The sequence below is a fragment of the Centipeda sp. (in: firmicutes) genome, assembly GCF_057271695.1.
In genome coordinates this window covers 1-24,840 of the sequence record NZ_DBHIVL010000034.1, presented here as the reverse complement: position 1 = coordinate 24,840, position 24,840 = coordinate 1, and the positions used below count along the sequence as shown (strand labels likewise).

Here is a 24,840-nt window from a genome sequence, read left to right as displayed (position 1 = left end):
GGTTTTAAGGAAGCACTGATAAATTCAGCCATGCTTGATCCGATGAAGTGCCGCCGCTGCCGCCTGTTGCTCCGCCTCTTTCTTGCTACGGCCTGTCCCCTCTCCCATCGCCTGTCCCGCAATGACGACACGCGTGGTAAAGCGTTTGTCATGATCGGGTCCGGTCTCGCCGATCAGTTCGTAGGCAATGCTCGCGTGACGCTTCTGCTGGATTTGCTCCTGCAATGCGGTCTTATAGTCATGCGATACATGACTGCGTCGAACAAGCGTTGCCTCAGAAGCAAGCTGACGCGCAACGTAGTCCTGCGCCGTCTCCCAACCACGATCCAGATAGACCGCACCGATGACCGCCTCGAACGCATTCTCAAGATTGTTCTGTCGGTCTGCACCACCGCCGAGCAGTTCCCCTCGTCCGAGCCGCAAATAGCTGCCGAGATCAAGCTGTCGCGCAAGCCGCGCCAGCGTCTCACTCTGGACGAGACTCGCACGCATCTTTGTGAGTTCTCCCTCAGTACAGTCCGGAAAGCGCGCATACAAATAGGTGCTGGAGGCAAGCTCCAGCACGGCATCGCCCAGAAATTCCAGACGTTCGTTATGCGTTATGGCATCCTTCTTTTCGTTTGTATATGAAGGATGCGTCAGAGCCTCATCCAAAAGAGAGAGGTCATGAAAAGAAACACCTATTTGTCCAGAAAGACGCACAAGTTCTGCGCGTCTTTCCTCTGTCATTTCATATGTCATTATTTTACTTCTGATACTTCTTGACGACGAGACAGGCATTGTGCCCACCGAATCCAAAAGAGTTCGAGATCGCCGCACGCACGGTCTTGGCACGAGACTGATTCGGCACATAGTCGAGATCCAGCCCCTCATCCGGCGTATCATAGTTGATCGTCGGAGGGAGCATATCGTTTTCGACGGCCATGGCGGCAGCAATCAGCTCGACGCTGCCCGCTGCACCAAGGAGATGTCCCGTCATGGACTTAATCGATGAAACAGCCACATCCTTTGCGGCCGCCCCCCAGACCGTCTTGATCGCCTCGGTCTCACAGAGATCGTTCATATGCGTGGAGGTGCCATGTGCATTGATATAGTCGATATCCTCCGGGCTGAGTCCCGCATCGTCGAGAGCGTACTTCATGCACTTCGCCTGATATTCGCCATGCGGCGCGGGGCTCGTAATGTGATAGCCGTCGGAGTTGGAGCCGTAGCCGACGAGTTCGGCATAGATGTGTGCGCCGCGTGCCTCTGCGTGCTCAAGTGTCTCAAGCACGACAAGCCCTGCTCCCTCGCCCATGACGAAACCCGAACGGTTCTTGTCAAACGGGCGCGACGCATGTGCGGGATCATCGTTGTGATCCGTGCAGAGAGCCTTCATCGCCGCAAATCCTGCGCTCGCCGCCTCGGAGATACTTGCCTCCGTGCCGCCCGCAATCATGATATCCGCATCGCCGCGCTGCATGACACGGAACGCATCGCCGATGCAGTTCGCGCCCGTCGCACACGCCGTCACAACGCAGGACACGGGACCGTGCAGACCGTAGTTGATCGCGACCTGCCCCGCCGCCATGTTGGCAATCATCATCGGGATAAAGAAGGGGCTGACACGCTCGGGCCCCTTGTCAAAAAGGCGCTCATAGGTGCTGTGCATCGTCTCAATACCGCCGATGCCCGCACCGACATACGCACCGATACGGTCACGATCCTCGCTGTCAAGGTCAAGACCCGCATCCGCAATCGCCATGCCTGCCGACACAACGGCAAACTGGGCATAGCGATCCATGCGCTTTGCCTCTTTTTTGTCAATGTAGCCGTCCACATCGAAGTCCTTGACCTCACCCGCAATCTGTGCAGCGTAGTTCGTTGCGTCAAAGCGGGTGATCCGTTCAATACCGTTCTTGCCCGCGAGCAGAGCCTCCCAGAACGCATCCTTGCCAATGCCGATCGGTGTGATCGGGCCAACCCCTGTGACGACAATTCTTTTCTTCAAACCAACCGACTCCTTTCCTAGAGCTCTCACCCTAGTTCGCTGCCTCAAGCTGCTGTTTCAGCTCCTCAAATATCTCATGAACACTCAAAATACGATCGATGCGCGGCATAAACTCGCCCGTAAAGACGAGCCCCGTCTCGAGATCCCCCTGCTGGGCGCGCGAGAGGGCACGGATAATGCAGAAGTGATGGTCGCACTGCTTGAGGCAGCGGTCACACACCTTCGGCGGTACAGGTCCTTCGATGATTCGCGCGGAAAACGGCGTGCGTACAGCGCGTCCCGGAAGCCCTACAGGGCTGTGAATGATAACGATATCATCCTTCTTCGATTTCAGATAGTACTGTTTGAGCGACGGCGCAGCGTTGGACTCAACGCACGCCGCAAAGCGCGAACCGAGCTGTACGCCGTCAGCGCCCATCTTATGAAGGTCTGCAATATCCTGTCCCGTCAGTATCCCGCCGGCTGCGAAGACCGGAATCTTCACCGCCGCACGAACGTCAGAGATGATGCTGCGTACGGACTGATCTGTCCCCAGATGTCCGCCCGCCTCCTTGCCCTCGACAACAACAGCCGCCGCGCCGAGTTTTTCGGAAATCTTTGCCAGCTTCGCCGTGGAGACAATCGGCACAATCGGTGTGCCGGACTCCTTGCCAAGCTGGAACATATCGCGGGAAAATCCCGCACCAGCGACCACGAGGTCAATGCCCTCGTCAATCGCAATTTTAACGGCATCGGAGAAGTCACTCGCCGCGACCATCTCGTTGATGCCGATGATCCCATTGGGAGAAAGAGAGCGTGCGAGCCGAATCTCATAACGCAGTTCCTGCGGCTTCATGCCGGAGGCCGCGATGAGTCCGATTCCGCCCTCATTGGCAGCAGCGGCCGCAAGCCGCGCCGTTGTAATGCGGATCGCCATACCGCCCTGAATGATGGGGAAGGTGGCAACTTTGTTGCCAATCCTCACCTCGGGTAGTCTCATATAAGCCCTCCAATCGGGAGAGTGTGCCTCACAGCAGGCGCGTGTTCCTCAAACACAGTGCTCTCCACAAGAGATTTATCCCTCATGGGCAGGAGTTTCCCTGCCCATTGAGGCGTATCTGTATGACAGCAGGGCACAGCAGCCCTGATTGTATGCAAAGTTATAGTGCCTTTTGAGAAAAATCCCGTGCGCCTGAGCTGTCACGGGATTTCCCTAAAAGACCGGTTTTGTGCACGATTACGGCAAAATACCGCCGTGATTTACTTGCTCTGATCGATGTAGTTGACGACATCCTGAACCGTCTTAATCTTTTCAGCAGCCTCGTCGGGGATTTCTACATTGAATTCCTCCTCGAAAGCCATGATGAGCTCAACGATATCGAGCGAATCTGCGCCAAGATCGTCAATGAAGGTGGACTCAAGGGTGACTTCATCAGCCTCCGAGCCAAGCTGTTCCACGACGATGTCGCGAACCTTGTCAAACGTTGCCATGCGTTTTCACCTCCTTTATATGAATTGATTGTATGCTACATAACCATTCCGCCATCAACATTCAGCGTCTGGCCAGTAATGTACGATGCCGCATCACTCACAAGGAAGAGAACAGCATCAGCAACATTCTCCGGTTTGCCGAGTGCTCCGAGCGGGATACCCTCGACAATCTTCTCACGAATGCTGTCCTTCAGGACAGCCGTCATATCGGTGTCAATGAAGCCGGGCGCAACGACGTTGACCGTAATCCCGCGCGATGCAAATTCCTTCGCAGCCGCCTTCGTAAAGCCGATTACCCCCGCCTTTGCAGCCGCGTAGTTCGTCTGTCCCACGTTGCCGATCTCACCGACGACGGAGGAGAGATTCACAATGCGTCCGCTGCGCTGCTTTGTCATAAACTTTGCCGCAGCTTTCGTGCAGGCATAAATGCCCTTGAGGTTCGTGCCGATCACCGCATCAAAATCCTCGTCCTTCATGCGGACAAGCAGCGTATCACGCGTGATTCCCGCATTGTTGACGAGAATGTCCAGTCCGCCAAGCGCTCCGTGTACGCGCGTGACCATCTCAGCGGCAGCAGCGCTGTCCGAGACATCTGCCTGAACGAGCATCGCCGTGCCGCCCTGATCCTCAATGAGGGATTTGACTTCCTCTGCGGCAGCCTGATTACCCGCATAGTTGACGGCGACCTTCGCCCCCTCCTGTGCAAGGCGGATAGCAATTGCACGCCCAATGCCACGGGAACCGCCCGTAACAAGAGCAACTTTGCCCTCAAGAAGCATGTTATCCTCCTTCATTTCAACCGAATTCATTTAATCATTACTTCTTTAGTGTGTCAAGTGTTTTTTGCAGGGATTCCACGTTCTCGACGTTGAGACTCTTCAGAGCCTTGTCAATACGCTTGTTGAAACCCGCGAGTATCTTGCCGGGACCACATTCGACGTAAGTGTCCGCACCGAAGTCGCGCATGGTGTTCACACACGCAATCCAGCGCACGGGATGATCCGCCTGTGCGACGAGATTCGCCTTGATCTCTGCTGCGGTCTGCTGAAGTCCGCCCGTAAAGTTCGAGACCACGGGGAACGCAGCATCGTGCAGCTCCACCTTGTCCAGCTCTGCCGCGAGCTTCTTTGCGGCAGGCTCCATCAGCGTCGAGTGGAACGGTGCGGAAACCGGCAGAATGACCGCCTTCTTCGCGCCCTTTTCCTGCAGCAGCGTCACCGCGTGCCCCACGCCCTTTGCCGTGCCCGCGATGACCGTCTGTCCGGGGCAGTTGAAGTTGACCGCCTGAACAGCCCCCACAGAGCTTGCTTCGGCACACACAGAGACGATCGTCTCATCATCGAGACCGATGACCGCCGCCATTGCCCCCTCACCCACGGGGACGGCTTCCTGCATATAGGCACCGCGCTTGTGAACGAGCAGGACAGCATCCTGAAACGACAGCACGCCCGCTGCAACGAGTGCCGCATACTCACCGAGGCTGTGCCCCGCTGCAATCTCGGGCTCGATGCCCTCCGCACGCAGGAGCTCTGCGGCGATGACCGCCACCGCGAGGATCGCGGGCTGCGTATGCTCGGTCAGCTGCAACTGATCGGCAGGTCCCTCGAAGCAGAGCTTGCTGATGGAGTAGCCCAGAGCCTCATCCGCCTCCGCAAAACGCTTCTTTGCAAGGTCATAGGTATCGAAAAAATCCTTCCCCATCCCGACAACCTGCGCTCCCTGACCAGGGAACAGAAATGCAAGTTTTCCCATCGTGATCCCCCTCACTCACAGGTCTTGCGTGCCGCATCGAATACACCCGGCAGACCGCTCACAATATCCTCAATGATCTGTGCCACCGGCTTGACATCTGCGAGCATACCGGAAATCTCACCGATCATGACCGAACCGTTGTCGACATCACCCTCATGCGTTGCACGGTGCAGACTGCCGACACCGAGCTGTTCGAGCTCCTCGTTCGAGGCACCCGCAGCCTCCATCTCCTCGTACTTGCGCGAGAGCTTGTTCTGGAGCACGCGTGCGGGATGTCCGAGCGAACGCCCTGTGACGACCGTCGAGCGATCCTTTGCCTTGAGCACGGCGTTCTTGTAGTTCGGGTGCGCGATGCACTCCTCGCTCAGAACAAAGCGTGAGCCCATCTGGATCGCCTGTGCGCCCAGTGCGAACGCTGCCGCCATGCCGCGCGAATCGCCAATGCCGCCCGCACCGATGACGGGCACATCCACCGCATCCACCACCTGCGGCAGGAGTGCCATCGTCGTAATCTCGCCGATGTGACCGCCGGACTCCGTCCCCTCTGCGATCACGGCATCCACGCCCGTACGCACAAGACGGCGTGCGAGTGCGACCGATGCCACCACTGGGATGACCTTTGAGCCGATCTCCTTGAGTGCCGGCACATACTCACCGGGGTTTCCTGCCCCCGTCGTGATGACGGGAACGCGCTCCTCGAGCACAACCTGCATGACTTCCTTGACAAACGGGCTCATGAGCATGACATTCACACCGAATGGCTTGTCCGTCCAGCCCTTGACCTTATGAATCTCATTGCGGAGTGCATCTGGCGGCATATGACCGGCACCGATCAGTCCAAGCCCTCCCGCATTGGAGACGGCGGAGGCAAGCTCGGCAGTGCCAATCCATGCCATACCACCTTGGAAGATTGGATACTTGATGCCAAGCATCCGACAAATCGGATTGTTTTCAAACATTAACCGTTTTCCTCCTTCGCCCACTTCATAATACACGATGCCCATGTAAGTCCCGCGCCGAAACCTGCGAGGGCGATGTTGTCTCCCTTTTTGAACTGCTGCGCGTGCGCCGCCTCCGCGAGGGCGACAGGGATGGATGCGGCAGACATATTGCCGTAACGATGAATATTTATAATAACTTTGTCCATCGGCATGTCAAGTCGCTTGGCCGCCGCCTGGATAATGCGGATATTCGCCTGATGCGGAACGAGGTAGTCCAGCTCTGCGCGCTCCATTCCCGCGCGCTCGAGGGAAGTCTCCACCGTTCGTCCCATAACCTTGGTCGCAAAGCGAAAAACCGCCTTGCCGTCCATATGAACGAAGTTGAGACGCTGCGCAATCGTCTCGGGGGTCACAGGGCAAAGGCTGCCGCTCGACGGGATATCGAGCGCATCGCCGCCCGAACCGTCGCTGCCGAGATCAAAGGAACGGATGCCGTACCCCTCCTCGACCGGTCCGAACACAGCTGCACCCGCGCCGTCCCCAAAGAGAACGCAGGTGTTGCGATCCTGCCAGTCCACCACCTTGGAGAGCACCTCGCCGCCGATCACAAGGACATGACGGTAAATACCGCTCTCGATGAACTGCGTCGCAATCGATGCAGCGTAGACAAAGCCGGAACACGCTGCCGAGAGATCGAACGCCGCCGCACGTTTTGCCCCGAGACGATCCTGCAGGACACATGCCGTCGACGGGATGATGCGGTCGGATGTGAGCGTTGCCATGATGATCAGATCGAGGTCTGCGGCATCCACCCCTGCATCTGTGAGTGCCATCTCCGCCGCACGCTGCGCGAACAGAGAGACCGGCTCGCCCTCTGCGGCAATGCGCCGTTCATGAATGCCCGTGCGCTCAACAATCCACGCGTCATTCGTCTGAACCATCTTCTCCAGGTCAAAATTCGTCAGCACTCGCTCCGGAACGCTGTAGCCCGTTCCGAGGATGCCTGCACTGATCTTAGGCACGACGCATCTCCCCCTCCTTCGCCAGAGCATCACGGATCTGATCCAGCACTTTTCCATTCACATAGTCCACGGTCACGCCAATCGCGCTCGCAACGGATTTGGCATCCGATGAGCCGTGCCCGATCACGCAGCAGCCATTCACACCAAGGAGCGGTGCACCGCCGTACTCGCGAACATCCAGCCGTTTGCCGAGACGGCGCAGCGTCGGCATGAGGAGCAGGGCACCGAGTTTCGCCATCAGCCCTGCGCCGCGAATCTCCTCACGGATGAGCCCCAGAATCGTTTTCGCAAGCCCCTCTGCAAATTTTAGCACAACATTCCCGACAAATCCATCACAAATGACGACATCAAAGTTGCCCTTCGGCACATCGCGTCCCTCGGCGTTGCCGCAAAAATTGATATTGCGTTCCGCCTTGAGCAGCGGGTAGGTCTCCTTCGCCTGTTCGTTCCCCTTCGTCTCCTCCTCACCGATGTTGAGGAGACCGACGCGTGGGTGCTCAATCCCAAAGACATGCTGTGCGTAAAGTGAGCCCATGACGGCACTCTGTACGAGATGCTCGGGTTTTGAGTCCACATTCGCGCCCGAGTCAAGCATGAGCGTCACACCGTCCGGTGTCGGCATCGGGGTCGCAATCGAGGGACGCCCGACGCCGCGAATGCGGTGGAGAATCAGCTGCGCTGCCGCCACCGCCGCCCCCGTCGAGCCCGCCGAAAACACCGCATCGCAGGCACCTTCCTTAACAAGGCGCGTCGCAACAACAACGGAGGAATCCTTCTTCGAGCGTACCGCCTCTGCGGGATGCTCGTTCATACCGATGACCTCGGAGGCATGAACAATGGAGATGCGCAGAGCCTCGAGATCCACACCGCAAAGCTCCGCGCGAATCTGCTGCTCATCGCCGATCAGCACAATCTCGCAGTCGTACTTCTTCGCCGCGTCCACCGCGCCCTGCACAATCTCCTTCGGCGCAAAATCACCGCCCATCGCATCGACCGCTATACGCATCCTGCACTCCCTTCCCCCAACTTTTATTACTGCTGTAAAGATACCACAATAAATTTTGCACGAAAAACTTCTTGATCCGCACGATAAGTCTTGACCCACACAAAGATCTTGTTTCCTCTCTTCTTTACAATCTCTGCGTGGGCGATGACCGTATCCCCCTTCTTGATCGGAGTCTTATACTTCACATTCGCAACCCCCGTCATCGCGACAGGCGCATCGATGATTGCAAGTGCGAGCGAATTTGCCTGTGAGAAGAGTGCCGTGCCGCGCGCGATCTCCGAGTCCGCAAAGATGAGATCGTCCGTGACCCTGAGTGCCGATGTCCCCCGAACCCCAAGCTCAAGAGAGAGAAGGTCGCCGATCACCTCGGTATGCGGAATGGCGCGTACCTTCTCGCGTGCATTCTCCGCAAGCGTGCGCACGCGAGCGCGCAGCTCGGGGATGCCGAGCTCGGTGCGGTCAAGGCGTACCGTCTGCACACTCACGGCAAGTTTCTTCGCAAGTGCCTCGTCCGTCAGAAACGGCTCTTTCCGCACTGCCATCACCAGCGTCTCCTGTCGTCGTCTCTTTTTTTCCGTCATCGCGCCACACCTCCCCCACATTCACGGATGCCTCCGGCAATCATGAATGTATCGTTTTAGTACCTGCTACTATCAACATAAACGCATTATACTAGGTGCTAAAAAGAATTGCAAGAGGAAATGAATAAAAAATAAAAGAACTGCTGCAAAAAGTCGATCGACTTCCTGCAACAGTTCCAATGGTTCTCATTCAGCCGCCTCGGCCACAGGCTTTCCGTCATAGTAACCGCACTCCATGCACACGTGATGCGGGAGCTTCGGCTCATGACACTGCGGGCACGATACATAGTGCGGTGCCTCGAGCTTCCAGTTTGCGCGGCGACGGTCGCGACGCGCTTTCGAGGTCTTTCTCTTTGGTACTGCCACTTTGGATACACCTCCTTAATCGTTTTGGAGTAGGCTTTCTAAAGCCGCCAGTCGGGGATCGGGTACGAATGCATCGCAGTCGCACGTCCCCTCATTCAGATTCTGTCCGCAGACCGGACAGAGTCCCTTGCAGTCAGACTTACACAGCTCACGCAGCGGCTCAGCCACAAGGAGGGTGTCACGCACGAGGTCATCCAAAACAATGGATTCGCCATCATAGGGCACAGCCTCATCCGTTTCTCCCGGAGTCTTCGTATAGTCCTCAGTAAAATCAAGCGTCATCGTCCGCTCCCCCGCAGAGAGGCAGCGGTCACAGACAAAGCATCGACATGCCGTAACCGTTCCCACGACACGAAACGAAGAACCCGTGTTCATCACCGTGCCGTCGACGCGGATCTCTCCGCGGAAATGCTGGACATCCTCCCCCATGTCAAGAGATTCCGGCGCAGCCGTAAACGAGAACGCGCGGCTCTCACCAAGGGGAAATGCCGTCTCTACGACATCCAACTTCATCATGACGCATGACCTTTCACATTATAGCGGCGGTTTTCGGCATTGTCAAGGAGCGTTTTCAGAGATTCGGAGCATCCTCCTGCGGTGCGTTCATCTGCGCCTTCGCCGTACGCAGGACATTCATCGCCTGATTCAGCCCCATTTCCGCCTGCTGGACACCCTTGAACGTACTGCCGACGTGGGCGATCAGCTGCTCAAACACCTGATTTGCATAGGCATCCGCATCGCTCTGCAGACGCGCTGCCCCCGCCTGTGCCTGCTCCATGATCTCACGCGCCTGATCCTGCGACTGCTGCATAATCGCGCGTGCACGCTCCTTCGCCTGGATCACAATCTCGCTGTCCTCCAACATCTGATTCGCACGGGACTGCGCCGAGTCGACAATCTCCTTCGCCTCCTCGCGCGCACGGTTGATAATATTGTCCTGCTCCTGCATGATCTCTGCCGCGCGGTTCAACTCCTTCGGAAGATCCATGCGCAGCTCCTCCACGAGATGCACAATCTCATCATCATTCACCAGAGCCTTGTCGCTGAAAGGGAGGTGCGATGCGTCCGCAACGAGATCTTCCAGCTTTTTCAGCGTATCAATTACTGCCATAAATCTATCTCCTTTTCCTGTGCATCCTCGATGGTCTTATCCCCGAGGGGGCTTTTTGTCATACAGCTTCAAGATCGCCCGCTCCACCGCCGGCGGAACAATTCCCTGCACCGGAGCGCGGAAGCGGATCAGTTCACGCACCCCCGAGGAACTGACAAAGGTCAGATCGGGACGCGTCAGCAAAAATATCGTATCACTCTCGGGCATGAGATGACGAACCATCGCCGCGTGATTCTCCTCATACTCAAAATCCTTCACCGAGCGCAGCCCGCGCAGAACAACACGCGCATTCTGCTGCATCATATAGTCGGTCAGAAGCCCCGAGAAAACATCCACGCGTGCGTTCGGCACATGAGCAACCGCCTCCCGCAGAAATTGGACACGGTCATCGAGAGGGAAACAGCCCTCCTTCTGGACATTGTGAAAGATGCACACAATGAGCTCGTCGAACATCGCCGCCGCACGCTCCACAATATCGATATGCCCCGTCGTCACAGGGTCAAAGCTGCCGGCAAATACCGCGCGTCTCATCCCTGCACCTCCTCCGCATAAAAGCATACGCGTGCCGCACCATAGCGGCGCTCACGCACGAGAGAAAGCCTGCCGCTATGCTCCATGACCGTCTCTTTCGCCCCCTGTTCAAGAACAAAAAGACCGTCCGAGGAGAGCAGAGCCGCCGCATCCACCGCAGCGAGCACACGGGCATTATCACCGCACGCATAGGGCGGATCGGCAAAGATGAGGTCAAACGTGCGCCCCTCATCGGCGAGTGCGGCAACCTGCCCATAGACATCACCGCGCCGAATCTCCGCGCACGCCGTCAGCTTCGTCCGCTGGGCATTCTCCGTGAGAATCCCGTGCGTTGCACGATCCACGAGCACCGCATGAGCCGCCCCGCGCGAAAGAGCCTCAAGTGCAAATGCCCCCGTCCCCGCGAAGAGATCGAGCACCTGCGCATCATACACCCGCGCACCCAGCATACTAAAGAGAGCCTCGCGTGTGCGGTCAGCCGTCGGACGCGTCCCGTCCCCCGCAGGGGATTTCAGACGCACACCGCGTGCACTGCCCGTAATGATCCGCATCGCATTCCTCCCACTATTCTACCATAGGCTTTCCTATTTTACCACAATTCGCATTCGCATTTCAACCATGCGTCGCTGTGGAAAACTGTGTTATAATGCGAAGAACACGAAACGGAGTACACCCATGAAAAAAACTTGTCTTGCAACCATTCTTTTCCTATTGTCTGCCCTCCTGCTCTTTCACTTCGTATTCCATCCGACACCTGTCGGTGAGTGGCGCACACTGCCCACTGCGCTGGAAATGGAGCATGATGCGGAGAAGCGTCCGATTCTCCTGATACCGCTCGACTCGCGTCCGCCGTGTCGAGAGTTTGTCGTAAACGGCGGGAAGATCATCGGACGCACGATTGTAACACCGCCGACGGAGTATATGGACTACTATTCAAAAGCGGGCGAGACGACGGAGATGCGGCAATGGCTCGCAGAGAATGCGGGCGGCGCGGATGCTGTGATTCTCTCGGTCGATCAGCTGCTCTCGGGGGGGCTCCTCGCGGCACGCGAGGCTCACATCTCTCATGCCGACATTGACGCACTCGCGGCATATCTACGCACGCTGCACACGGCGCACCCCACCGTACCTCTGCACGCCTTCTACATCCTGCCGCGTGCGATTCCACAGGACGGGATCGAGGGTTGGCGTGAGCGGCGTGCTCTGCTCACCTATGCTCGTCTCCTCGGTCGTGCGGGCGAAGGGCTGCCCGTCGATGAGAACGAGATGGAGCGGCTGCGCGGAGAGTTCCCACCCGACGATCTGGAAAAATATCTTGCACACTTCGACGAGAGCACGGCTCTTGCCTCCATGCTCATCGAGCTCACGGAGGAGGGGGTGCTCACGCGTCTCATCCTCGGGCAGGACGACGGCGAGGAATACTCCGTCGGCAATCTGAAAAAAGGGGAGCTCGTCGCTCTGCTACAACAAAAAAACATCCCCCAAGAGCGGGCGATGATCGTGCACGGTGCGGACGAGATTGCACTCTCCATGCTTGCACGGCTCTCGGTCGATGAACTGCGCACACGCGGCGGTGCTGCGCCGCACGTTGCTCTACGCTATGCGCGGGCAGATATGGCAGATATGATTTTCCCATTCATGGCAGTCTCAAACGATGTGACGGCACGGGAGAAGATTGCAATGCTCGGCGCAGCTCTCGCAGAGGACGACACGAGCAGCGACCTGACCCTCCTCATCTCGGCGGGAGACAGCGGTGCGGATACGCTCGGTACGCGAGCCCCCACCGCAGCCGCCGTCAAGGATATGCTGGCAGCAGGGACAAGGATTGCGCTCGTCGATCTCTCGCGTCACTTTCACGCGGAAGAGACGCTGCTCCCGATTCTGGTGGAAAAGAACGTACCTGTAAATGCACTCGCGGCATATGCGGGATGGAATACGGCGAGCAACGCGATCGGTACGGCACTCGCGCAGGCTGTCCTCTATCACTGTGCTATGCAGAGAGCCGAAAACACAGAGGAGCGCGCGCGTGCCGCCTATGCAAATCTCGCGTTTCTCACGGGACGCATCGCAGAGGACGAATTTTATCTGAAGGAAACAATCGACCGCATCAACGATACGCTCCGCAATGCGGGCTATCGGAATACGGCCGACCTCGACCTCACGCGCAACTGGCGCTGGGCAAATGATCTGCTTGCAAACGATCTGAACCGCCGCATACGGAGCTATGAGAACACTGCCGCATATCGCGCCCCGTTTGTGCAAAGCAATCTGCGTCTACGCGCTATGCGCAGCAATATCACGGCATACTATCCGTGGCCGCGCACGTTCGAGATTCGTCTCGATGCACAGCCAACAGTCGAAATTGATAAAAACTATCATTAAATTCTTTTATCCCTACCATACGCCTTGCAGACGATGTGAAAAAATACTATAATAGAAGCCGTTCTTTCATGAAGGAGGATGTGTTTTGAAATTGCCTCTCCTGCGCGGCTTCTGGCAGCTGTTCAAAGGATATTGGAGTTCGCCCGAAAAGTGGAAAGCACGCGGATTGCTCACCTCGGTCATCGCGCTCAACCTGATCATGGTCTATCTGCTCGTGCGGATCAACGACTGGTACCGCGTCTTCTACGACGCGCTGCAGGCATACGACTGGGCATCGTTCTGGCCGCTCATCGGTGAGTTCACGGGACTCGCGTTCATCTACATTGTCATTGCCGTCTACGCTGTCTATCTTCGTCAGATGCTGACGATCCACTGGCGCACATGGATGACGGAGCAATACCTTGCACGCTGGATGCAGGGGCAGGTCTACTACCGTCTGCAAGTCCTGCGCAGCGACACAGACAACCCCGACCAGCGCATCAGCGAGGACATCAACCAGTTCGTCAGCCTGACACTGACGCTCCTCGTCGGCATCCTCAAACAGCTGACGACACTCGGAGCCTTCGCCGTCGTGCTCTGGAATCTCTCGGGCGCGATCACCGTCCCCGTCGGCGGCACAGAGTTCACCATCTACGGCTATATGTTCTGGCTGTCCCTCCTCTACTCTGGGCTTGGCACATACTTCGTCCACGTCGTCGGAAAGAAGCTCATCCGCCTGAACTTCGACCAGCAGCGCTATGAAGCGGACTTCCGTTTCAGTATGATGCGCGTGCGCGAAAACAGCGAGAGCATCGCATTCTATCGCGGTGAGATGGCGGAGGGGGTCGGGTTCAAGGAGCGTTTTGCAAACGTCATCAAGAACTACTGGGGGCTCATGCGGCGCACGAAGCTACTGAACTTCTACGTCAACGGCTACGGTCAGCTCGCGATCATCTTCCCGCTCATCATGGCAGCACCGCGCTACTACGTCGGCGAAATGGCACTCGGCGGGCTTATGCAGACGATCTCGGCATTCGGGCGCGTGCAGGATGCGCTCTCCTTCTTTGTCGAGTCCTACGGCTCCATCGCCGAGCTTGCCGCCGTGATTCAACGACTTGCGGGCTTTACGGAGCATATAGATGAGTCCGCACGCGTTACAAGCGATATCGTACGAAGCGAGGGAACGAGCGACACACTCGCGCTGCAAGAGCTCTCCATCCATCTACCCGACGGCGCACCGCTCCTCACAGGTTGCACACTGCACTTTGCACGCGGCAGTCACGTCCTTGTGACAGGCGCATCGGGTGCGGGCAAGAGCACACTGCTCCGCGCACTCGCGGGCATCTGGCCGTACGGCAGCGGTACAATCGACCTGCCGCACGGGATGAGGCGGCTCTTCCTCCCCCAACGTCCCTATCTTGTCCTCGGTTCGCTGCGCCGCGCACTCTCCTATCCGCGCACAGCGGCGGCATCCGATGAGGAGATTGCACGCATCCTAAAACTGGTCGGAATGGATCATTTCGCCGCACGTCTCGACGATGTGGACGACTGGAGCCGCATCCTCTCGCTCGGCGAACAGCAACGGCTCGCCTTTGCCCGCATCCTGCTGATCCGCCCCGACTGGATCTTCCTCGACGAGGCGACATCTGCCCTCGATGAGGCACGCGAACACACTCTTTATCAACTCTTATATCAGGAACTCCCCAACGCAAGCATCATCAGCGTCGGGCATCGCTCGACTCTTTTTGCCCTTCATGACACGGAGCTCCGCCTATCAGATCAAACGTATACCTATCAGGAGATCCCCCATGAATCGTAGAGATTTTTTGCGCCAACTGGCACTCATCGGCATCGGTGCCGCCGTCTTCCCCCTCTTCCCCTCCGCAGCGGAGGCATCATGGTACATACCGTCCGTACTGCCGGGCGTCAGCATTCGCCCGACGCATTTGAAGTTCAGATCGCTTGAAAATCGCTATATGACGGACTGTATCGTTGTTCATCACATCGGCATGCCAAATAATGACGATGTCGCGGCAGAAACCGTACATGAATGGCATTTGAATCAAGGGTGGGCAGGCATCGGCTATCACTTTCTCATCCGCAAGGACGGCACGATCGAGGAGGGGCGTCCGCTCGGTACGGTCGGCGCACATGTTTACGGCGAGAACAACCACACCGTCGGCATCAACCTCGCCGGTAATTTTGAGATCGGTGCTCCAACCGACGCACAGAAGGTAGCGGCGGCTCACCTCATTGCCTCGCTCTGCACGATCTATCAGCTCGACCCACGGTGGCAGGGAACGGTCAAGGGACATCGCGACCTCAACGCAACCGCCTGCCCCGGCCGCTATCTCTATGCCCAGATGCCCGATATTGTCCAACAGGCACGTCTCTACTACGCATCCGAGGAGCTGCAAGCGGAGCGTCTGCGCATCGCACAGCGTGAGCGCGAGGAGCAGGAGGCACAGCGTGCACGCATCCGCGCACAGATGGAGGAAACGCAGCGCAGGAACGGTATGACGCGCCCCTCACATCCGACACCGAGCACGCCGAACCCGCCCGTACATCCGACACCGGAGAAGCCGAACATCAAGCCAAACAAGCGCCCCGATCTACCAAAGCCGAACCCGCGCCCCGCGCAGCGACGCATTGCAACATAGCCGAGAATTTCATGGAGGTGAAGAACGATGGGATTTCATTACCGCTGGTTCGACCGCGATCAGGAGAAAGTCGATGAGATGGGCATTCCGCTGACCCGTGCGCAGATTGACGCACGGGAACACGCAAAGGGACCCGAGCGCATCTTCTCACGCGGCGAGCAGACGGGCATCGTCCTCTCCGCGCTGATCTTTGCTTACGGCTGGACGGAGGGCGATCTCCCGCTCATCTTCTTCTGCCTTTCCTTCCTGATCTTCGAGCTGCGAAAGATTGTCGCACATTACTCCCGAACCTATGGAAAGAGCATTGCAAACGCCATGCAGGGCTTCAGCTTTGCGCTCATACTTGGCGCACTCGCTCTGGTTCTCACTACCTAGGAGGAATCTACGTGAAACAGCAAATGGGTATGGGCGTTTTGAAGGTCGGTGCCGCGCTTGCAATCGTTCTGCTCTTCGTCATCATCCACCTCCTCGCACCGGACTTCCTGCCTGAGCTCTTTACGCTGCTCGCGAGCGGCGACATCCCGCGAACAGTGGAATACATCCGTTCATTCGGTGAGTGGGCGATCGTCTTTGCCTTCCTTCTCACACTCTTTACGAATGCGCTCGGCTTCCCCCCTGCCGTCATTTTCTCAACGGCGAACGTCATTCTCTTCGGCATCGTCCCCGGCATCGTTCTCTCCTGCATTGCAGAGACCGTCGGCGTGACGATTGCATTCATCCTCATGCGCTTCTACTTCCGCGAGGCGGCGGAAAAGGCGATTGCCAAAAGCCCCTTCCTCGCAAAGATCGACCAATATAGCGGCAGCAAGGGCTTTATCATCATGCTGATTGGGCGCATGGTGCCCTACCTTCCCTCCGCCGTCATGAATGCCGTCGGCGCACTCTCCTCCATCCGCTTCCGCGACTATGTGCTCGCGTCACTCGTCGGTAAATTCCCATCGACGGGCATCGAGGCGATCATCGGGCATGACATCATCATGCAGCAGGAGGACAATACGCGTCTCATAGTCGTCATCATTGCCGCCGGCATCCTCATCTATGCCGCCATTCGCTACGAAAAGCACCTGATGCGGACGGAAACTGTCGCACAGGAAATGGAGAAAAAAGAATGACACGTCGCACCTTTTTGCAGTCCGCCGCCAAGACCATTCTCACAATGGGCTTTGGCGGTCTCTTTTCATCCCGCTCCGCCTCTGCCGCTGTCGGCATCCGTCATCTGCGCCAGACAGTGACGGCGCATCCTGCAAAGACGCGCATGATCCAGTGGGACAGCCCGCAGCTGCTGGGCAAGACCTGCGTCGAACTGCGCAGCCTGCACGGACAGGTGGAGCGTTTTATCCCCGCCTATACCTACCTCGCGATGGACGGCGAGGTACAGTTCACCTATCACGTCGAGATTCCCATTTCTGAGGGCAACGCCTACCGCGTTACACACGCATCGGGTGCAACGGATTGGATTCCGCTCCTGCCGCTTTACGAAAAGGATCGTGTATCCGCTCTGCTCTTTTCGGACAGTCAGTGCGGCGAGAGCTACGATGTCTGGCGCACAACGTATCAAACGGCATGGGAGCGACATCCGCACGCCGACTGTGCCGCCATCGTCGGCGACCTCACAGACAACGGCGAATCCGCATGGCACTGGCACAGCTTCTTCGAAGCGATGGAGACAGGGACAGCGCTTGCACGTCATCCCCATGTGCCCGTTCTCGGCAACCACGAATGCTACGGGCTGCAGTGGACAGCGGTACCGCCCGTGCGCTATCTGAAAACCTTCGCACTTCCCGACAACGGCAGCCGTGATTTTCGCGGACATTACTACTCCTTCGACCTCGGGAGCGTCCACTGCATTGTGCTTGATACACAGTTCCTCGAAGCCGAGGAGCGCGGAGATGCTCTGAAAGCGGAACAGATGGACTGGCTCCGACATGACGCTGCATCAAGCACAGCCCCGTGGAAAATTGTCCTCATGCACAAGGATATCCTAGCGTACGGCGACTATCAGCCCGAGCAGAATACGAATGACGGCATCAGCGATGTCGGACAGGTCTTTCTGGATGTATTCGACGAGCTTGGCATCGACCTCGTCATTTCGGGACATGTCCACGCCTACCGCCGCCGACAGCTACGTGCGCGACAGACGGACAAGAGCGGCACACTCTACCTCCTCGCAGGCCCTGCGGGAAATCAGTACTTTGACGTTCGCCCCGAAAGATACGACCTCATCGCAGGGCCGAACCCCACACCATCCAACTACCTCTACATGGAGGCAGATGCACAGCATCTCCACATCAGCTGCGAAACCGTGGACGGGGCGGTGCTCGATACGGTCGAACTGTACAAATAAAAAACGCCGCACCTGTGAGGTGCGACGCTTGGAGAATCGCTGCATCAAGCAGTGATTTTTCGGTCTCCCTTACTCCGCTGTGAACGGAAGAAGCGCAATATTGCGCGCGCGCTTGATTGCAAGCGTCACCTGACGCTGATGCTTCGCGCAGTTGCCGGAAATACGACGCGGCAGGATCTTGCCGCGCTCCGTCGTGAAACGGCGCAGCTTTGCGGCATCCTTGTAGTCGATATGATCCACCTTGTCCACGCAGAACGAGCAGACCTTACGACGAGGCTTGCGGCCTCGATCTCGTTTCATCATTTCGCTGTCCCTCCTTATTACGGGATGTACTGAGCATCACTTGCTCAGAATGGAATGTCGTCGTCAGGAATCACGGGACCCATCATATCCGGTGCGCCGCCCGCAGCGGGTGCGGCACTGTGTCCCATCGGCGCGTCATAGCCGCCCGAGGAGCCACCGGCATTCTTGGAATCGAGGAACTCGACATTGTCCGCCACGACATCCGTCGCATACTTACGCTGTCCGTCATTGCCGTCGTAGCTGCGTACCTGAATGCGCCCCTCAACGCCGACGCGGCGGCCCTTCGTCAAATTGTTTCCGCAGATCTCAGCCAGTTTTTCCCAGCAGGTGACGGGAATGAAGTCCGCCGTCTGCTGACCTTCCTGCTGCGCAGCCCGCGAAAAGCGGCGATCCACCGCGATCGTGAAGCGGCAGAATGCCTTTCCGCTCTGTGTGTAGCGAATCTCAGGGTCGCGCGCAAGGCGACCGATCAATATGACTCTGTTCATCGGTTTCTCTCTCCTGCATGGATTCCCGTCAGTCGATTATTCCTCGACGCCGTCCGCACGGACGATCATGTGCTTGAGCAGCTCGTCCGTGATCTTCATCACGCGGTCGCACTCAGCGACGCAGGCGGGCTCTGCATTGACGTACAGCAGAACATAGTATCCTTCGGTTGTGTCCTTGATCTCATAGGCGAGGCGCTTCTTGCCCCAGCGATCCTCTTTCTCAATCTTACCGCCGTTTGCCTGAATGAGCTTTGTGAACTTCTCGATGACGGCGTTTGTCGCTTCTTCCTCCATCGGCTTCACAATAAATATGACTTCGTACAATCTCACGAAATCACCTCCTCTTCGGTCTATGGCCGCCCCTCGCGAAGCGGCAGAGTTAATCCTATGCGAGCGCACACGAAAGAAGCACACGCTCACGCGACAGGGGTTAGTATAACACGTTTGAGACACGCACGCAAGCGTTTTTCATGCGCAGTTTCATCATTCCGTCAAAAAACCCGTTGACTGCCAAAGTACTCCTCCACCAGTTCCGTCAGCCGTCCCTCCTTCGCCGCCTGTGCCGCATCCGCCTGCACAAAGTTGCGCGTCTCCGCACGCATCGCCGCATCGAAGCCCAGAATATAGTTCGTCGCGATGAGGTAGATGATACGCGTCGGTGCCATCCCATAGACCTGATGCTGCAGAATATGCCGAATACGCTCCGCGTCATTCGGGTATTCTGCTTTTATTTTGTCCGAGTGATAGAGCCGCTTCACGATCTCCGTGATGTAAAGCCCCGACTTCATATAGAGGTCTGCAAACGTGTGCGTCGGATCATCATAGCAGCCGGGATTCTCCCGCTCGAGCGCATCCACCATCTGCCGCACGACGCGGCGCGGCGTAAAGATCTGATTCGTCTTCTGCGGCGGAATATAGTCGAAGATATCCTCGGTATGCCCCTCGTCGAAGTAGTCCGCCAACTCCCGCTTCTTCTTCAAGAACTCTGCGATGGAATCGTTAAAGACCACCTCATCAAAGATATGCCCCGCAAACTGCTCCTCTGCCCCCGTCTCGGGATTACGATACGTCCCGCCATCACGCAGAAAGCGAAAATCCGCCTCGCTGATGCCCGTGACCTCCTCAAACACATCATCATCCGTATAGTCGTCGAGATTCGCAAGCGTCATGTTCTCATCGCCATATGCCATGATAAAGCTCGGGATCGTCCGTGAGAATCCGCGCAGCCGCGCACGCACCTCATCCTCCACCGTGCGCTTCTTCTCCTCTGCCTTCACACGCTCCATGCGCTCCACGAGTTCGGCGGGCTTGTTCTCGATCGTCTCCTTGACCACGACCGCCGCCGATGCCTTGAGCGCGTCCAGTGCCTCGGCAATGCGTGCATCAAAACTCTCCTCCGCCGCCTGCACCTCCGCCTGCGTCTCGGCAGTGGAACGCTGACGCATGAGCTCCGCCCGCGCCACATTCTCCTCCTGCACATAGTCCCCGCGCAGCTCCTCAAGCCGCCGATCAAGCTCACGCTCCGTCTGCTCCAAGAGACGCTTCCGCACACCTGCCTTGACCGCATAGGCATCCGCCACAGGCGCGACGATCTCCGTCCGCACCTTCTCCTTCACCGATGCCGCAAGCCGCTCCATCGACGCCTGCACCGCCGCAGCCCCATCGCTCACCGAGATGCGGTCAATGTGCGGCGCGATATGCTCCTCGATCTCAGCATAGTGCTTCGCACCAAAAATATCCCACGTCTGCCCGATCACAATCTCATTGGAGATCGCCGCATCACCGTTCTCATCCACCGCAACGGACGAGAGATCATCGAGCGGCGGCGCATTGTTTTTGCGCGTCTCCTCCTGCGCCGGCGTCAGCTTCTCCATGATCTCACGCACAATCGCAGGCGCACCGAAGACATTCCCGATGTTCTGAAACAGGAAATTCGACAGGAAACCGCGCCGCACCACCTCCATACTCTTGAGCCGGCGCGGAATCGTCAGCACCTGCGCCGCATCCAGCTGCACCATGCGCCCCGCATCATCCTCGCCAAGCACGGGGAAGAAGTTCAGCAGTCGGCGGATATTCGTCTCACGCGCCGCCCCCGTTCCGCGCCCGTCGGCAGTCTCGGGCGAGAGATTGTTTGCGAACTCGTCAAAAATGATAAGCGTTCGTGCGGGGTCGAAGTCAAAGACATACGCCCGCTCCTTACGCATCCGCTGTCCGTTGACCGTCAGCGTACACGGATTCTGCGCACGAAATGCCGCCTGCATATAGGAGGATGGACTCTGCAGATTGCACAGCATCAGCACGCCGCACCACTCCGGGATCGTCACACCCACCGTCAGCTGCCCCACACTCAGCGTAATCGTCCGTGCGTGTTTACAGATTGTCTCGCGCACACGGTCATACGCCGCATCATTCGCACGCACATCATCGAGCGCACCGTCCCCCGCCGCGAGCACGACCTCATAGTCCCGAAACACGGGATCTTCCCGCAGCAGCCGCGCCAGAGCCTTTGCACTCGCAACGCGGTTCAGCAACCAGAGCGTATGCGGCAGCTCCCTCCGCAGTTCCTCCGTCGAGAACGGATATTTTTCATTTGTACGGAGCGCATGAAGAAACTTCCGAATCTCCGCCTCGTGGACGAATCGCCCACCCTCATTTGTGGCAAAGAACTCGTTCAGATCAAATGCGTAGTCCACGCTCTCATCATCGAGCTCCATCCCCCGCCGCAGCTCCTCCGCAATCATCGGCGAGAGTTGATACGTGAACATCAAGAGCTGCGGCAGCGGCTCGTATGGATTGTACCCGTCCCCCGTCCAGTGCGCCTTTGCCTCCTGCTCGTCCGCATACGACCAGTTGTAGATCTGATCCGCCGTAAACTGCGCACTCGCAAGAGCCTTGAACGGAGTCCCTGAGAGATAGAGCGTATGCGCACGATGAATCTGACGAAACGCACGCTCCGTGCGCATCGTATCCACGCCCTCCTGCGCCTCGTCCACGATAAGAAGATCAAAGGGCAGCTCACTCATCCAGCGCAGCTTGTCAAGCTCCCCGCCAAAATACACCGATCCCTTGAGCCCCTGCAGAGACTCGAACGCCACCATGCCAATCTCCTCTACATTCGGCAGCGACGTATATGCCTCGCGGCTGAGAACCCCTGCACGAGAGCGCAGAGCCTCGGTATCCGAGACAAAGGCGAGCTCACCGCGCCACGCAATGAAGCGGTGAAAATCCTCCGCCCACGAGTTCGCAATGCTCGGACGGTTCGTCACGATCAGCACCTTCGTAAAGCCCATCCTGCGAATGAGATCGTACGAGGTTAGCGTTTTGCCAAAACGCGGCTTCGCATTCCAGAGGAACTCCGTCCCGCCATTCTTGAAGTAGTCCGCCGTCATCTGCACGGCGTCCTCCTGCTCGCGGCGCAGCTCGTATGTATGTTTTTCCGCCGCCTGCAGTGTTTTGCGGCTCGCAAAACGATGAAAATGTCCGAGCAGCGTCATACCGTCCGCATGAAACCACTCCGTGCGCGGCTCGCGCTCCACTCGCAGTGCTTCTAAATAGGCATGAAAATCGTGGTCGGTGAAATATTCGCCCGAGCTGTCCTTATACATTGCATTATCCGCCCACGCGAGTTCCCAGTGGATATGCGCCGTATGCGTCTGCTGTGCGATGCGCTGCTCGACCGTCTGCCGCTCCGTATAGCCGACCTTCGTCCACCCCTCATGATAGGAGATGCCCGGCGTATTGTAGGCATAGATCATCGGGACAATCCGCGTAAAGGACTGAATCTCCACCGCCATCACGTCATCTCCTTTACATGGGACTCGATAAAGGCAATCTCCTCCGCCGAGAGTCCGTACTTCGCATAGAGTTGTCGGTCAATCTCCGCAACAGACTGCGACCAGTCAATATCCGAGGAGGAGGAGAAATCTTGAAGGGGAACATAAGCCCATTTCTCACGTGTGTTATGCTGCGTAATTTTCAACACACCAAGCATAGCACGCGCAAATTTACTCTTAACATATTTCAGGCAATTCGCTGCTTCTCCTTCTGTCGCAAATGCACCAATGCTTAAGAAGGTTTCCGTAGCCCCTATGAGGGGAGCCCCTATGAGGGGCGTACTTAGCACCTCACCTAACGCTCCAGAACCGTTTGCTTCGGGGATAAACACCTTAAAGGTATAAAAACTATCCGGCGGGTCTTGAAAATCCTTTCGTGCCCAATACCAGACACGCTTGCCTTTCATCAATCCTAAGAAACGCACATATTCATGATTGTCAAGAGGTTTTTCCTTAAAAAACACAATTCCTTCCAGTTTTTGAAACGCTCCTGTTCCAACATCGAATTTGTGCCCTTTGGATTGAATATCCTCTATCTCCGGGTGTTCGTCCAATGCTTTTGCAGATAACCTATATACACCACGTCCAGAGATAATTGTCCCGAGCGACTGTTCAATCCTCGGCTCAACTTTTTTCAAGATGCTGTTCAGTTCTTCAAATGCCGTAAACGTCCCTATCGGCTCGAATATTTTTCCTGCATCATAGTATGTGATGGCAACTCCGCCTTTGATATCTGTCTCGGGGAATACCTTTGCGCTGTTTGGTTCGTAAAAGAGCACCTTAAAATGTTCATCTCTGAGCATCTTTTTATTCCAATCCTTCGGTGTACTGCCCGCATTGAACAAAAAACGCGCAGGGTGAATCAGCGTGACTTTGTCGGATACTTTTCGCGCTTCGTCGATGAACAAATTGTAAACAGGCTTTGCAAAATTGGCATTATTGCCCCAATTATTGAAATCATCGTTATACGGCGGATTCCCAATCACAAAATCAAATTTCATCGTTCGTCCCCCCGTGTTCACCCTACGATACTCCAATCCGCTCTGCCGTCGCCAGTCATAGATGCGGACGGGCGGTGCTTCCTCTCTGTGTGCAGGAAAGAGACTGAACTCCTCGACCTCCGTAGGCAGCTCAAAGAGTGGCAGTTCCATCGGCTCATGCTCTGCCGACACGCGGGGAATCGTCCCACGAATCCCGTCCATCTGCCAGAGATTCCAGACAATCGTCCGCACAATCGCACGGTATTCGCGCTCCGTCGGCTTGCGCCGCCATCGTGCACGCAGATATTCCTCGAACGTCATGAGGAGATTCACACGCGCAATCAGCAGGTTATCCCCCTGGAACTCATAGCCGTACGTCGCCTGATAGGCACGCAGAGCCCACTTCATCCATGCCGTTTCATCAACAGCATTCTCCGTCACCACGCGCAGCTTGCGGTCAAGGATGCCCTGCCGCTCGGCGAGGGGGACGCTCTCCATCGTCGCGAGATCGTAGCGGTGCACGAGATACGGCGCCTCGCCGCAGGTAATCTCAAGCCGCCGCGCATCCACATAGTGCTGCCATTTCTTCCGCCGAGGAAAGCTGACGCGCTCCGACGGCACTCCCTCCGGCATAAAGGGGTCATGCCCGCCAAAGTACACCGCATCTGCCGCCGCGATCATCTTGCGGCAGATATGGAGCGGGGTGAACACCTCCGCATGGCGGCGTGTCCGCTCACTCTGCTGCTCCATCTCCTTGCGTGCACGCGTCTTGATCACATCCGAGTGCTCTCCCGTGATGAGTGCGGGTCGGATTTCCTGCGTCTGCTCGTAGGAATAGCCGAGGGCACGATAGGCATCGGTCGCCCAGAGGATATTTCGCTTTGTCGTCTTATCCGCCAGCAGCGGCGCAAGCAAGCCCTTCGCATTCAGCTGCAGTATTTCATCCTGTATCCCTACGAGCAAGGCACACCTCCATTCAGCATTTCTTCATTTCTTTTTTATTTTATCACATGAACTGCCTCCATCGCTAGAGGAAATTCGCCGCATTAAGGAATCGCTGATAAAATGAAGTCCGTCAGATTGGCGTAGATTTTTTCGTCC

At 57.1% G+C, this 24,840-nt stretch carries 26 protein-coding genes; 6 read left to right on the top strand and 20 right to left on the bottom strand.

Features of this window, described 5'->3' with window-relative positions; translation table 11 throughout:
- Positions 1-24 precede the first annotated feature (24 nt).
- The 15 genes from rnc to rsmD form a co-directional block, all read right to left on the bottom strand.
- On the bottom strand, positions 25-741 hold the full coding sequence (rnc, locus tag ACO6BQ_RS06905; protein ID WP_489120163.1) for a ribonuclease III: 717 nt from the start codon (positions 739-741) through the stop codon (positions 25-27).
- A 4-nt stretch (positions 742-745) separates the two neighbouring features.
- Entirely contained in the window at positions 746-1,990 is a 1,245-nt protein-coding gene (gene fabF / locus ACO6BQ_RS06900) for a beta-ketoacyl-ACP synthase II (protein ID WP_489120162.1), read from the bottom strand.
- A 31-nt stretch (positions 1,991-2,021) separates the two neighbouring features.
- A complete protein-coding gene (locus ACO6BQ_RS06895; protein WP_489120161.1) occupies positions 2,022-2,969 on the bottom strand; it encodes an NAD(P)H-dependent flavin oxidoreductase in 948 nt (315 codons plus the stop codon).
- Between the two features lie 260 nt (positions 2,970-3,229).
- Positions 3,230-3,460 (bottom strand): acyl carrier protein, encoded by a 231-nt coding sequence (locus ACO6BQ_RS06890; RefSeq protein WP_489120160.1) that lies wholly within the window; start codon positions 3,458-3,460, stop codon positions 3,230-3,232.
- Positions 3,461-3,495: 35 nt separating this feature from the next.
- Entirely contained in the window at positions 3,496-4,239 is a 744-nt protein-coding gene (fabG, locus tag ACO6BQ_RS06885; protein ID WP_489120159.1) for a 3-oxoacyl-[acyl-carrier-protein] reductase, read from the bottom strand.
- Positions 4,240-4,276: 37 nt separating this feature from the next.
- Entirely contained in the window at positions 4,277-5,212 is a 936-nt protein-coding gene (gene fabD, locus ACO6BQ_RS06880; RefSeq protein WP_489120158.1) for an ACP S-malonyltransferase, read from the bottom strand.
- Positions 5,213-5,223: 11 nt separating this feature from the next.
- Positions 5,224-6,171, bottom strand: coding sequence for an enoyl-[acyl-carrier-protein] reductase FabK (gene fabK / locus ACO6BQ_RS06875; RefSeq protein ID WP_489120157.1), 948 nt, complete (start codon positions 6,169-6,171; stop codon positions 5,224-5,226).
- Positions 6,171-7,175 (bottom strand): beta-ketoacyl-ACP synthase III, encoded by a 1,005-nt coding sequence (locus tag ACO6BQ_RS06870; RefSeq protein ID WP_489120156.1) that lies wholly within the window; start codon positions 7,173-7,175, stop codon positions 6,171-6,173. The genes fabK and ACO6BQ_RS06870 overlap by 1 nt, the downstream gene beginning before the upstream one ends.
- Positions 7,168-8,181, bottom strand: coding sequence for a phosphate acyltransferase PlsX (gene plsX / locus ACO6BQ_RS06865; protein WP_489120155.1), 1,014 nt, complete (start codon positions 8,179-8,181; stop codon positions 7,168-7,170). The genes ACO6BQ_RS06870 and plsX overlap by 8 nt, the downstream gene beginning before the upstream one ends.
- 26 nt (positions 8,182-8,207) lie before the next feature.
- Positions 8,208-8,762, bottom strand: coding sequence for a transcription factor FapR (gene fapR, locus ACO6BQ_RS06860; RefSeq protein WP_489120154.1), 555 nt, complete (start codon positions 8,760-8,762; stop codon positions 8,208-8,210).
- Between the two features lie 186 nt (positions 8,763-8,948).
- A complete protein-coding gene (gene rpmF / locus ACO6BQ_RS06855) occupies positions 8,949-9,128 on the bottom strand; it encodes a 50S ribosomal protein L32 (protein WP_006306287.1) in 180 nt (59 codons plus the stop codon).
- A 15-nt stretch (positions 9,129-9,143) separates the two neighbouring features.
- Positions 9,144-9,644: a YceD family protein gene (locus tag ACO6BQ_RS06850; RefSeq protein ID WP_489120153.1), complete on the bottom strand. Its 501-nt coding sequence runs from the start codon at positions 9,642-9,644 to the stop codon at positions 9,144-9,146.
- 55 nt (positions 9,645-9,699) lie between these two features.
- A complete protein-coding gene (locus ACO6BQ_RS06845; RefSeq protein WP_489120152.1) occupies positions 9,700-10,239 on the bottom strand; it encodes an ATP synthase subunit B family protein in 540 nt (179 codons plus the stop codon).
- A 36-nt stretch (positions 10,240-10,275) separates the two neighbouring features.
- Positions 10,276-10,770 carry a pantetheine-phosphate adenylyltransferase gene (gene coaD / locus ACO6BQ_RS06840; RefSeq protein ID WP_489120151.1) on the bottom strand — a complete coding sequence of 165 codons (495 nt, stop codon included), beginning with the start codon at positions 10,768-10,770 and terminating at the stop codon, positions 10,276-10,278.
- Positions 10,767-11,321: a 16S rRNA (guanine(966)-N(2))-methyltransferase RsmD gene (rsmD, locus tag ACO6BQ_RS06835; RefSeq protein WP_489120150.1), complete on the bottom strand. Its 555-nt coding sequence runs from the start codon at positions 11,319-11,321 to the stop codon at positions 10,767-10,769. Before rsmD ends, coaD begins: the two co-directional genes overlap by 4 nt.
- 124 nt (positions 11,322-11,445) lie before the next feature.
- On the opposite strand from rsmD, the gene ACO6BQ_RS06830 reads away from it, so the two are divergent.
- From ACO6BQ_RS06830 to ACO6BQ_RS06805, 6 genes are all read left to right on the top strand, one after another.
- A complete protein-coding gene (locus ACO6BQ_RS06830) occupies positions 11,446-13,152 on the top strand; it encodes a DUF4127 family protein (RefSeq protein WP_489120149.1) in 1,707 nt (568 codons plus the stop codon).
- A gap of 85 nt (positions 13,153-13,237) precedes the next feature.
- Positions 13,238-14,950, top strand: coding sequence for an ABC transporter ATP-binding protein/permease (locus tag ACO6BQ_RS06825; RefSeq protein WP_489120148.1), 1,713 nt, complete (start codon positions 13,238-13,240; stop codon positions 14,948-14,950).
- Positions 14,940-15,791, top strand: a complete 852-nt coding sequence (locus ACO6BQ_RS06820) for an N-acetylmuramoyl-L-alanine amidase (protein ID WP_489120147.1) — start codon at positions 14,940-14,942, stop codon at positions 15,789-15,791. Before ACO6BQ_RS06825 ends, ACO6BQ_RS06820 begins: the two co-directional genes overlap by 11 nt.
- Before the next feature lie 27 nt (positions 15,792-15,818).
- Positions 15,819-16,166 (top strand): hypothetical protein, encoded by a 348-nt coding sequence (locus ACO6BQ_RS06815; RefSeq protein ID WP_489120146.1) that lies wholly within the window; start codon positions 15,819-15,821, stop codon positions 16,164-16,166.
- Between the two features lie 11 nt (positions 16,167-16,177).
- A complete protein-coding gene (locus ACO6BQ_RS06810) occupies positions 16,178-16,903 on the top strand; it encodes a TVP38/TMEM64 family protein (RefSeq protein WP_489120145.1) in 726 nt (241 codons plus the stop codon).
- Positions 16,900-18,135 (top strand): metallophosphoesterase family protein, encoded by a 1,236-nt coding sequence (locus tag ACO6BQ_RS06805; protein ID WP_489120144.1) that lies wholly within the window; start codon positions 16,900-16,902, stop codon positions 18,133-18,135. Before ACO6BQ_RS06810 ends, ACO6BQ_RS06805 begins: the two co-directional genes overlap by 4 nt.
- Before the next feature lie 69 nt (positions 18,136-18,204).
- On the opposite strand, the gene rpsR is transcribed toward ACO6BQ_RS06805, so the two are convergent.
- The 5 genes from rpsR to ACO6BQ_RS06780 all read right to left on the bottom strand — a co-directional run bounded on the left by rpsR (position 18,205) and on the right by ACO6BQ_RS06780 (position 24,702).
- Positions 18,205-18,438, bottom strand: coding sequence for a 30S ribosomal protein S18 (gene rpsR / locus ACO6BQ_RS06800; protein ID WP_006306231.1), 234 nt, complete (start codon positions 18,436-18,438; stop codon positions 18,205-18,207).
- A 44-nt stretch (positions 18,439-18,482) separates the two neighbouring features.
- Positions 18,483-18,926: a single-stranded DNA-binding protein gene (locus ACO6BQ_RS06795; protein WP_489120143.1), complete on the bottom strand. Its 444-nt coding sequence runs from the start codon at positions 18,924-18,926 to the stop codon at positions 18,483-18,485.
- A 36-nt stretch (positions 18,927-18,962) separates the two neighbouring features.
- Entirely contained in the window at positions 18,963-19,256 is a 294-nt protein-coding gene (rpsF, locus tag ACO6BQ_RS06790; RefSeq protein WP_489120142.1) for a 30S ribosomal protein S6, read from the bottom strand.
- A gap of 161 nt (positions 19,257-19,417) precedes the next feature.
- On the bottom strand, positions 19,418-22,720 hold the full coding sequence (locus tag ACO6BQ_RS06785; RefSeq protein WP_489120141.1) for a DEAD/DEAH box helicase family protein: 3,303 nt from the start codon (positions 22,718-22,720) through the stop codon (positions 19,418-19,420).
- Positions 22,720-24,702, bottom strand: coding sequence for an Eco57I restriction-modification methylase domain-containing protein (locus ACO6BQ_RS06780; RefSeq protein WP_489120140.1), 1,983 nt, complete (start codon positions 24,700-24,702; stop codon positions 22,720-22,722). Before ACO6BQ_RS06780 ends, ACO6BQ_RS06785 begins: the two co-directional genes overlap by 1 nt.
- Positions 24,703-24,840 lie beyond the last annotated feature (138 nt).

What these genes read in the sequence shown, in the direction of transcription:
- ACO6BQ_RS06820 (WP_489120147.1), top strand. Translation starts at nt 14,940, where the DNA reads ATGAATCGTAGAGATTTTTTGCGCCAACTGGCACTCATCGGCATCGGT.
- ACO6BQ_RS06805 (WP_489120144.1), top strand. Translation starts at nt 16,900, where the DNA reads ATGACACGTCGCACCTTTTTGCAGTCCGCCGCCAAGACCATTCTCACA.
- coaD (WP_489120151.1), bottom strand. Translation starts at nt 10,770, where the DNA reads ATGAGACGCGCGGTATTTGCCGGCAGCTTTGACCCTGTGACGACGGGG.
- fabG (WP_489120159.1), bottom strand. Translation starts at nt 4,239, where the DNA reads ATGCTTCTTGAGGGCAAAGTTGCTCTTGTTACGGGCGGTTCCCGTGGC.
- ACO6BQ_RS06895 (WP_489120161.1), bottom strand. Translation starts at nt 2,969, where the DNA reads ATGAGACTACCCGAGGTGAGGATTGGCAACAAAGTTGCCACCTTCCCC.
- ACO6BQ_RS06795 (WP_489120143.1), bottom strand. Translation starts at nt 18,926, where the DNA reads ATGAACAGAGTCATATTGATCGGTCGCCTTGCGCGCGACCCTGAGATT.
- fabK (WP_489120157.1), bottom strand. Translation starts at nt 6,171, where the DNA reads ATGTTTGAAAACAATCCGATTTGTCGGATGCTTGGCATCAAGTATCCA.
- rnc (WP_489120163.1), bottom strand. Translation starts at nt 741, where the DNA reads ATGACATATGAAATGACAGAGGAAAGACGCGCAGAACTTGTGCGTCTT.
- ACO6BQ_RS06815 (WP_489120146.1), top strand. Translation starts at nt 15,819, where the DNA reads ATGGGATTTCATTACCGCTGGTTCGACCGCGATCAGGAGAAAGTCGAT.
- fabD (WP_489120158.1), bottom strand. Translation starts at nt 5,212, where the DNA reads ATGGGAAAACTTGCATTTCTGTTCCCTGGTCAGGGAGCGCAGGTTGTC.
- ACO6BQ_RS06830 (WP_489120149.1), top strand. Translation starts at nt 11,446, where the DNA reads ATGAAAAAAACTTGTCTTGCAACCATTCTTTTCCTATTGTCTGCCCTC.
- ACO6BQ_RS06785 (WP_489120141.1), bottom strand. Translation starts at nt 22,720, where the DNA reads ATGGCGGTGGAGATTCAGTCCTTTACGCGGATTGTCCCGATGATCTAT.
- plsX (WP_489120155.1), bottom strand. Translation starts at nt 8,181, where the DNA reads ATGCGTATAGCGGTCGATGCGATGGGCGGTGATTTTGCGCCGAAGGAG.
- fapR (WP_489120154.1), bottom strand. Translation starts at nt 8,762, where the DNA reads ATGACGGAAAAAAAGAGACGACGACAGGAGACGCTGGTGATGGCAGTG.
- rpsR (WP_006306231.1), bottom strand. Translation starts at nt 18,438, where the DNA reads ATGATGAAACGAGATCGAGGCCGCAAGCCTCGTCGTAAGGTCTGCTCG.
- ACO6BQ_RS06890 (WP_489120160.1), bottom strand. Translation starts at nt 3,460, where the DNA reads ATGGCAACGTTTGACAAGGTTCGCGACATCGTCGTGGAACAGCTTGGC.
- ACO6BQ_RS06850 (WP_489120153.1), bottom strand. Translation starts at nt 9,644, where the DNA reads ATGATGAAGTTGGATGTCGTAGAGACGGCATTTCCCCTTGGTGAGAGC.
- rsmD (WP_489120150.1), bottom strand. Translation starts at nt 11,321, where the DNA reads ATGCGGATCATTACGGGCAGTGCACGCGGTGTGCGTCTGAAATCCCCT.
- ACO6BQ_RS06845 (WP_489120152.1), bottom strand. Translation starts at nt 10,239, where the DNA reads ATGGCAGTAATTGATACGCTGAAAAAGCTGGAAGATCTCGTTGCGGAC.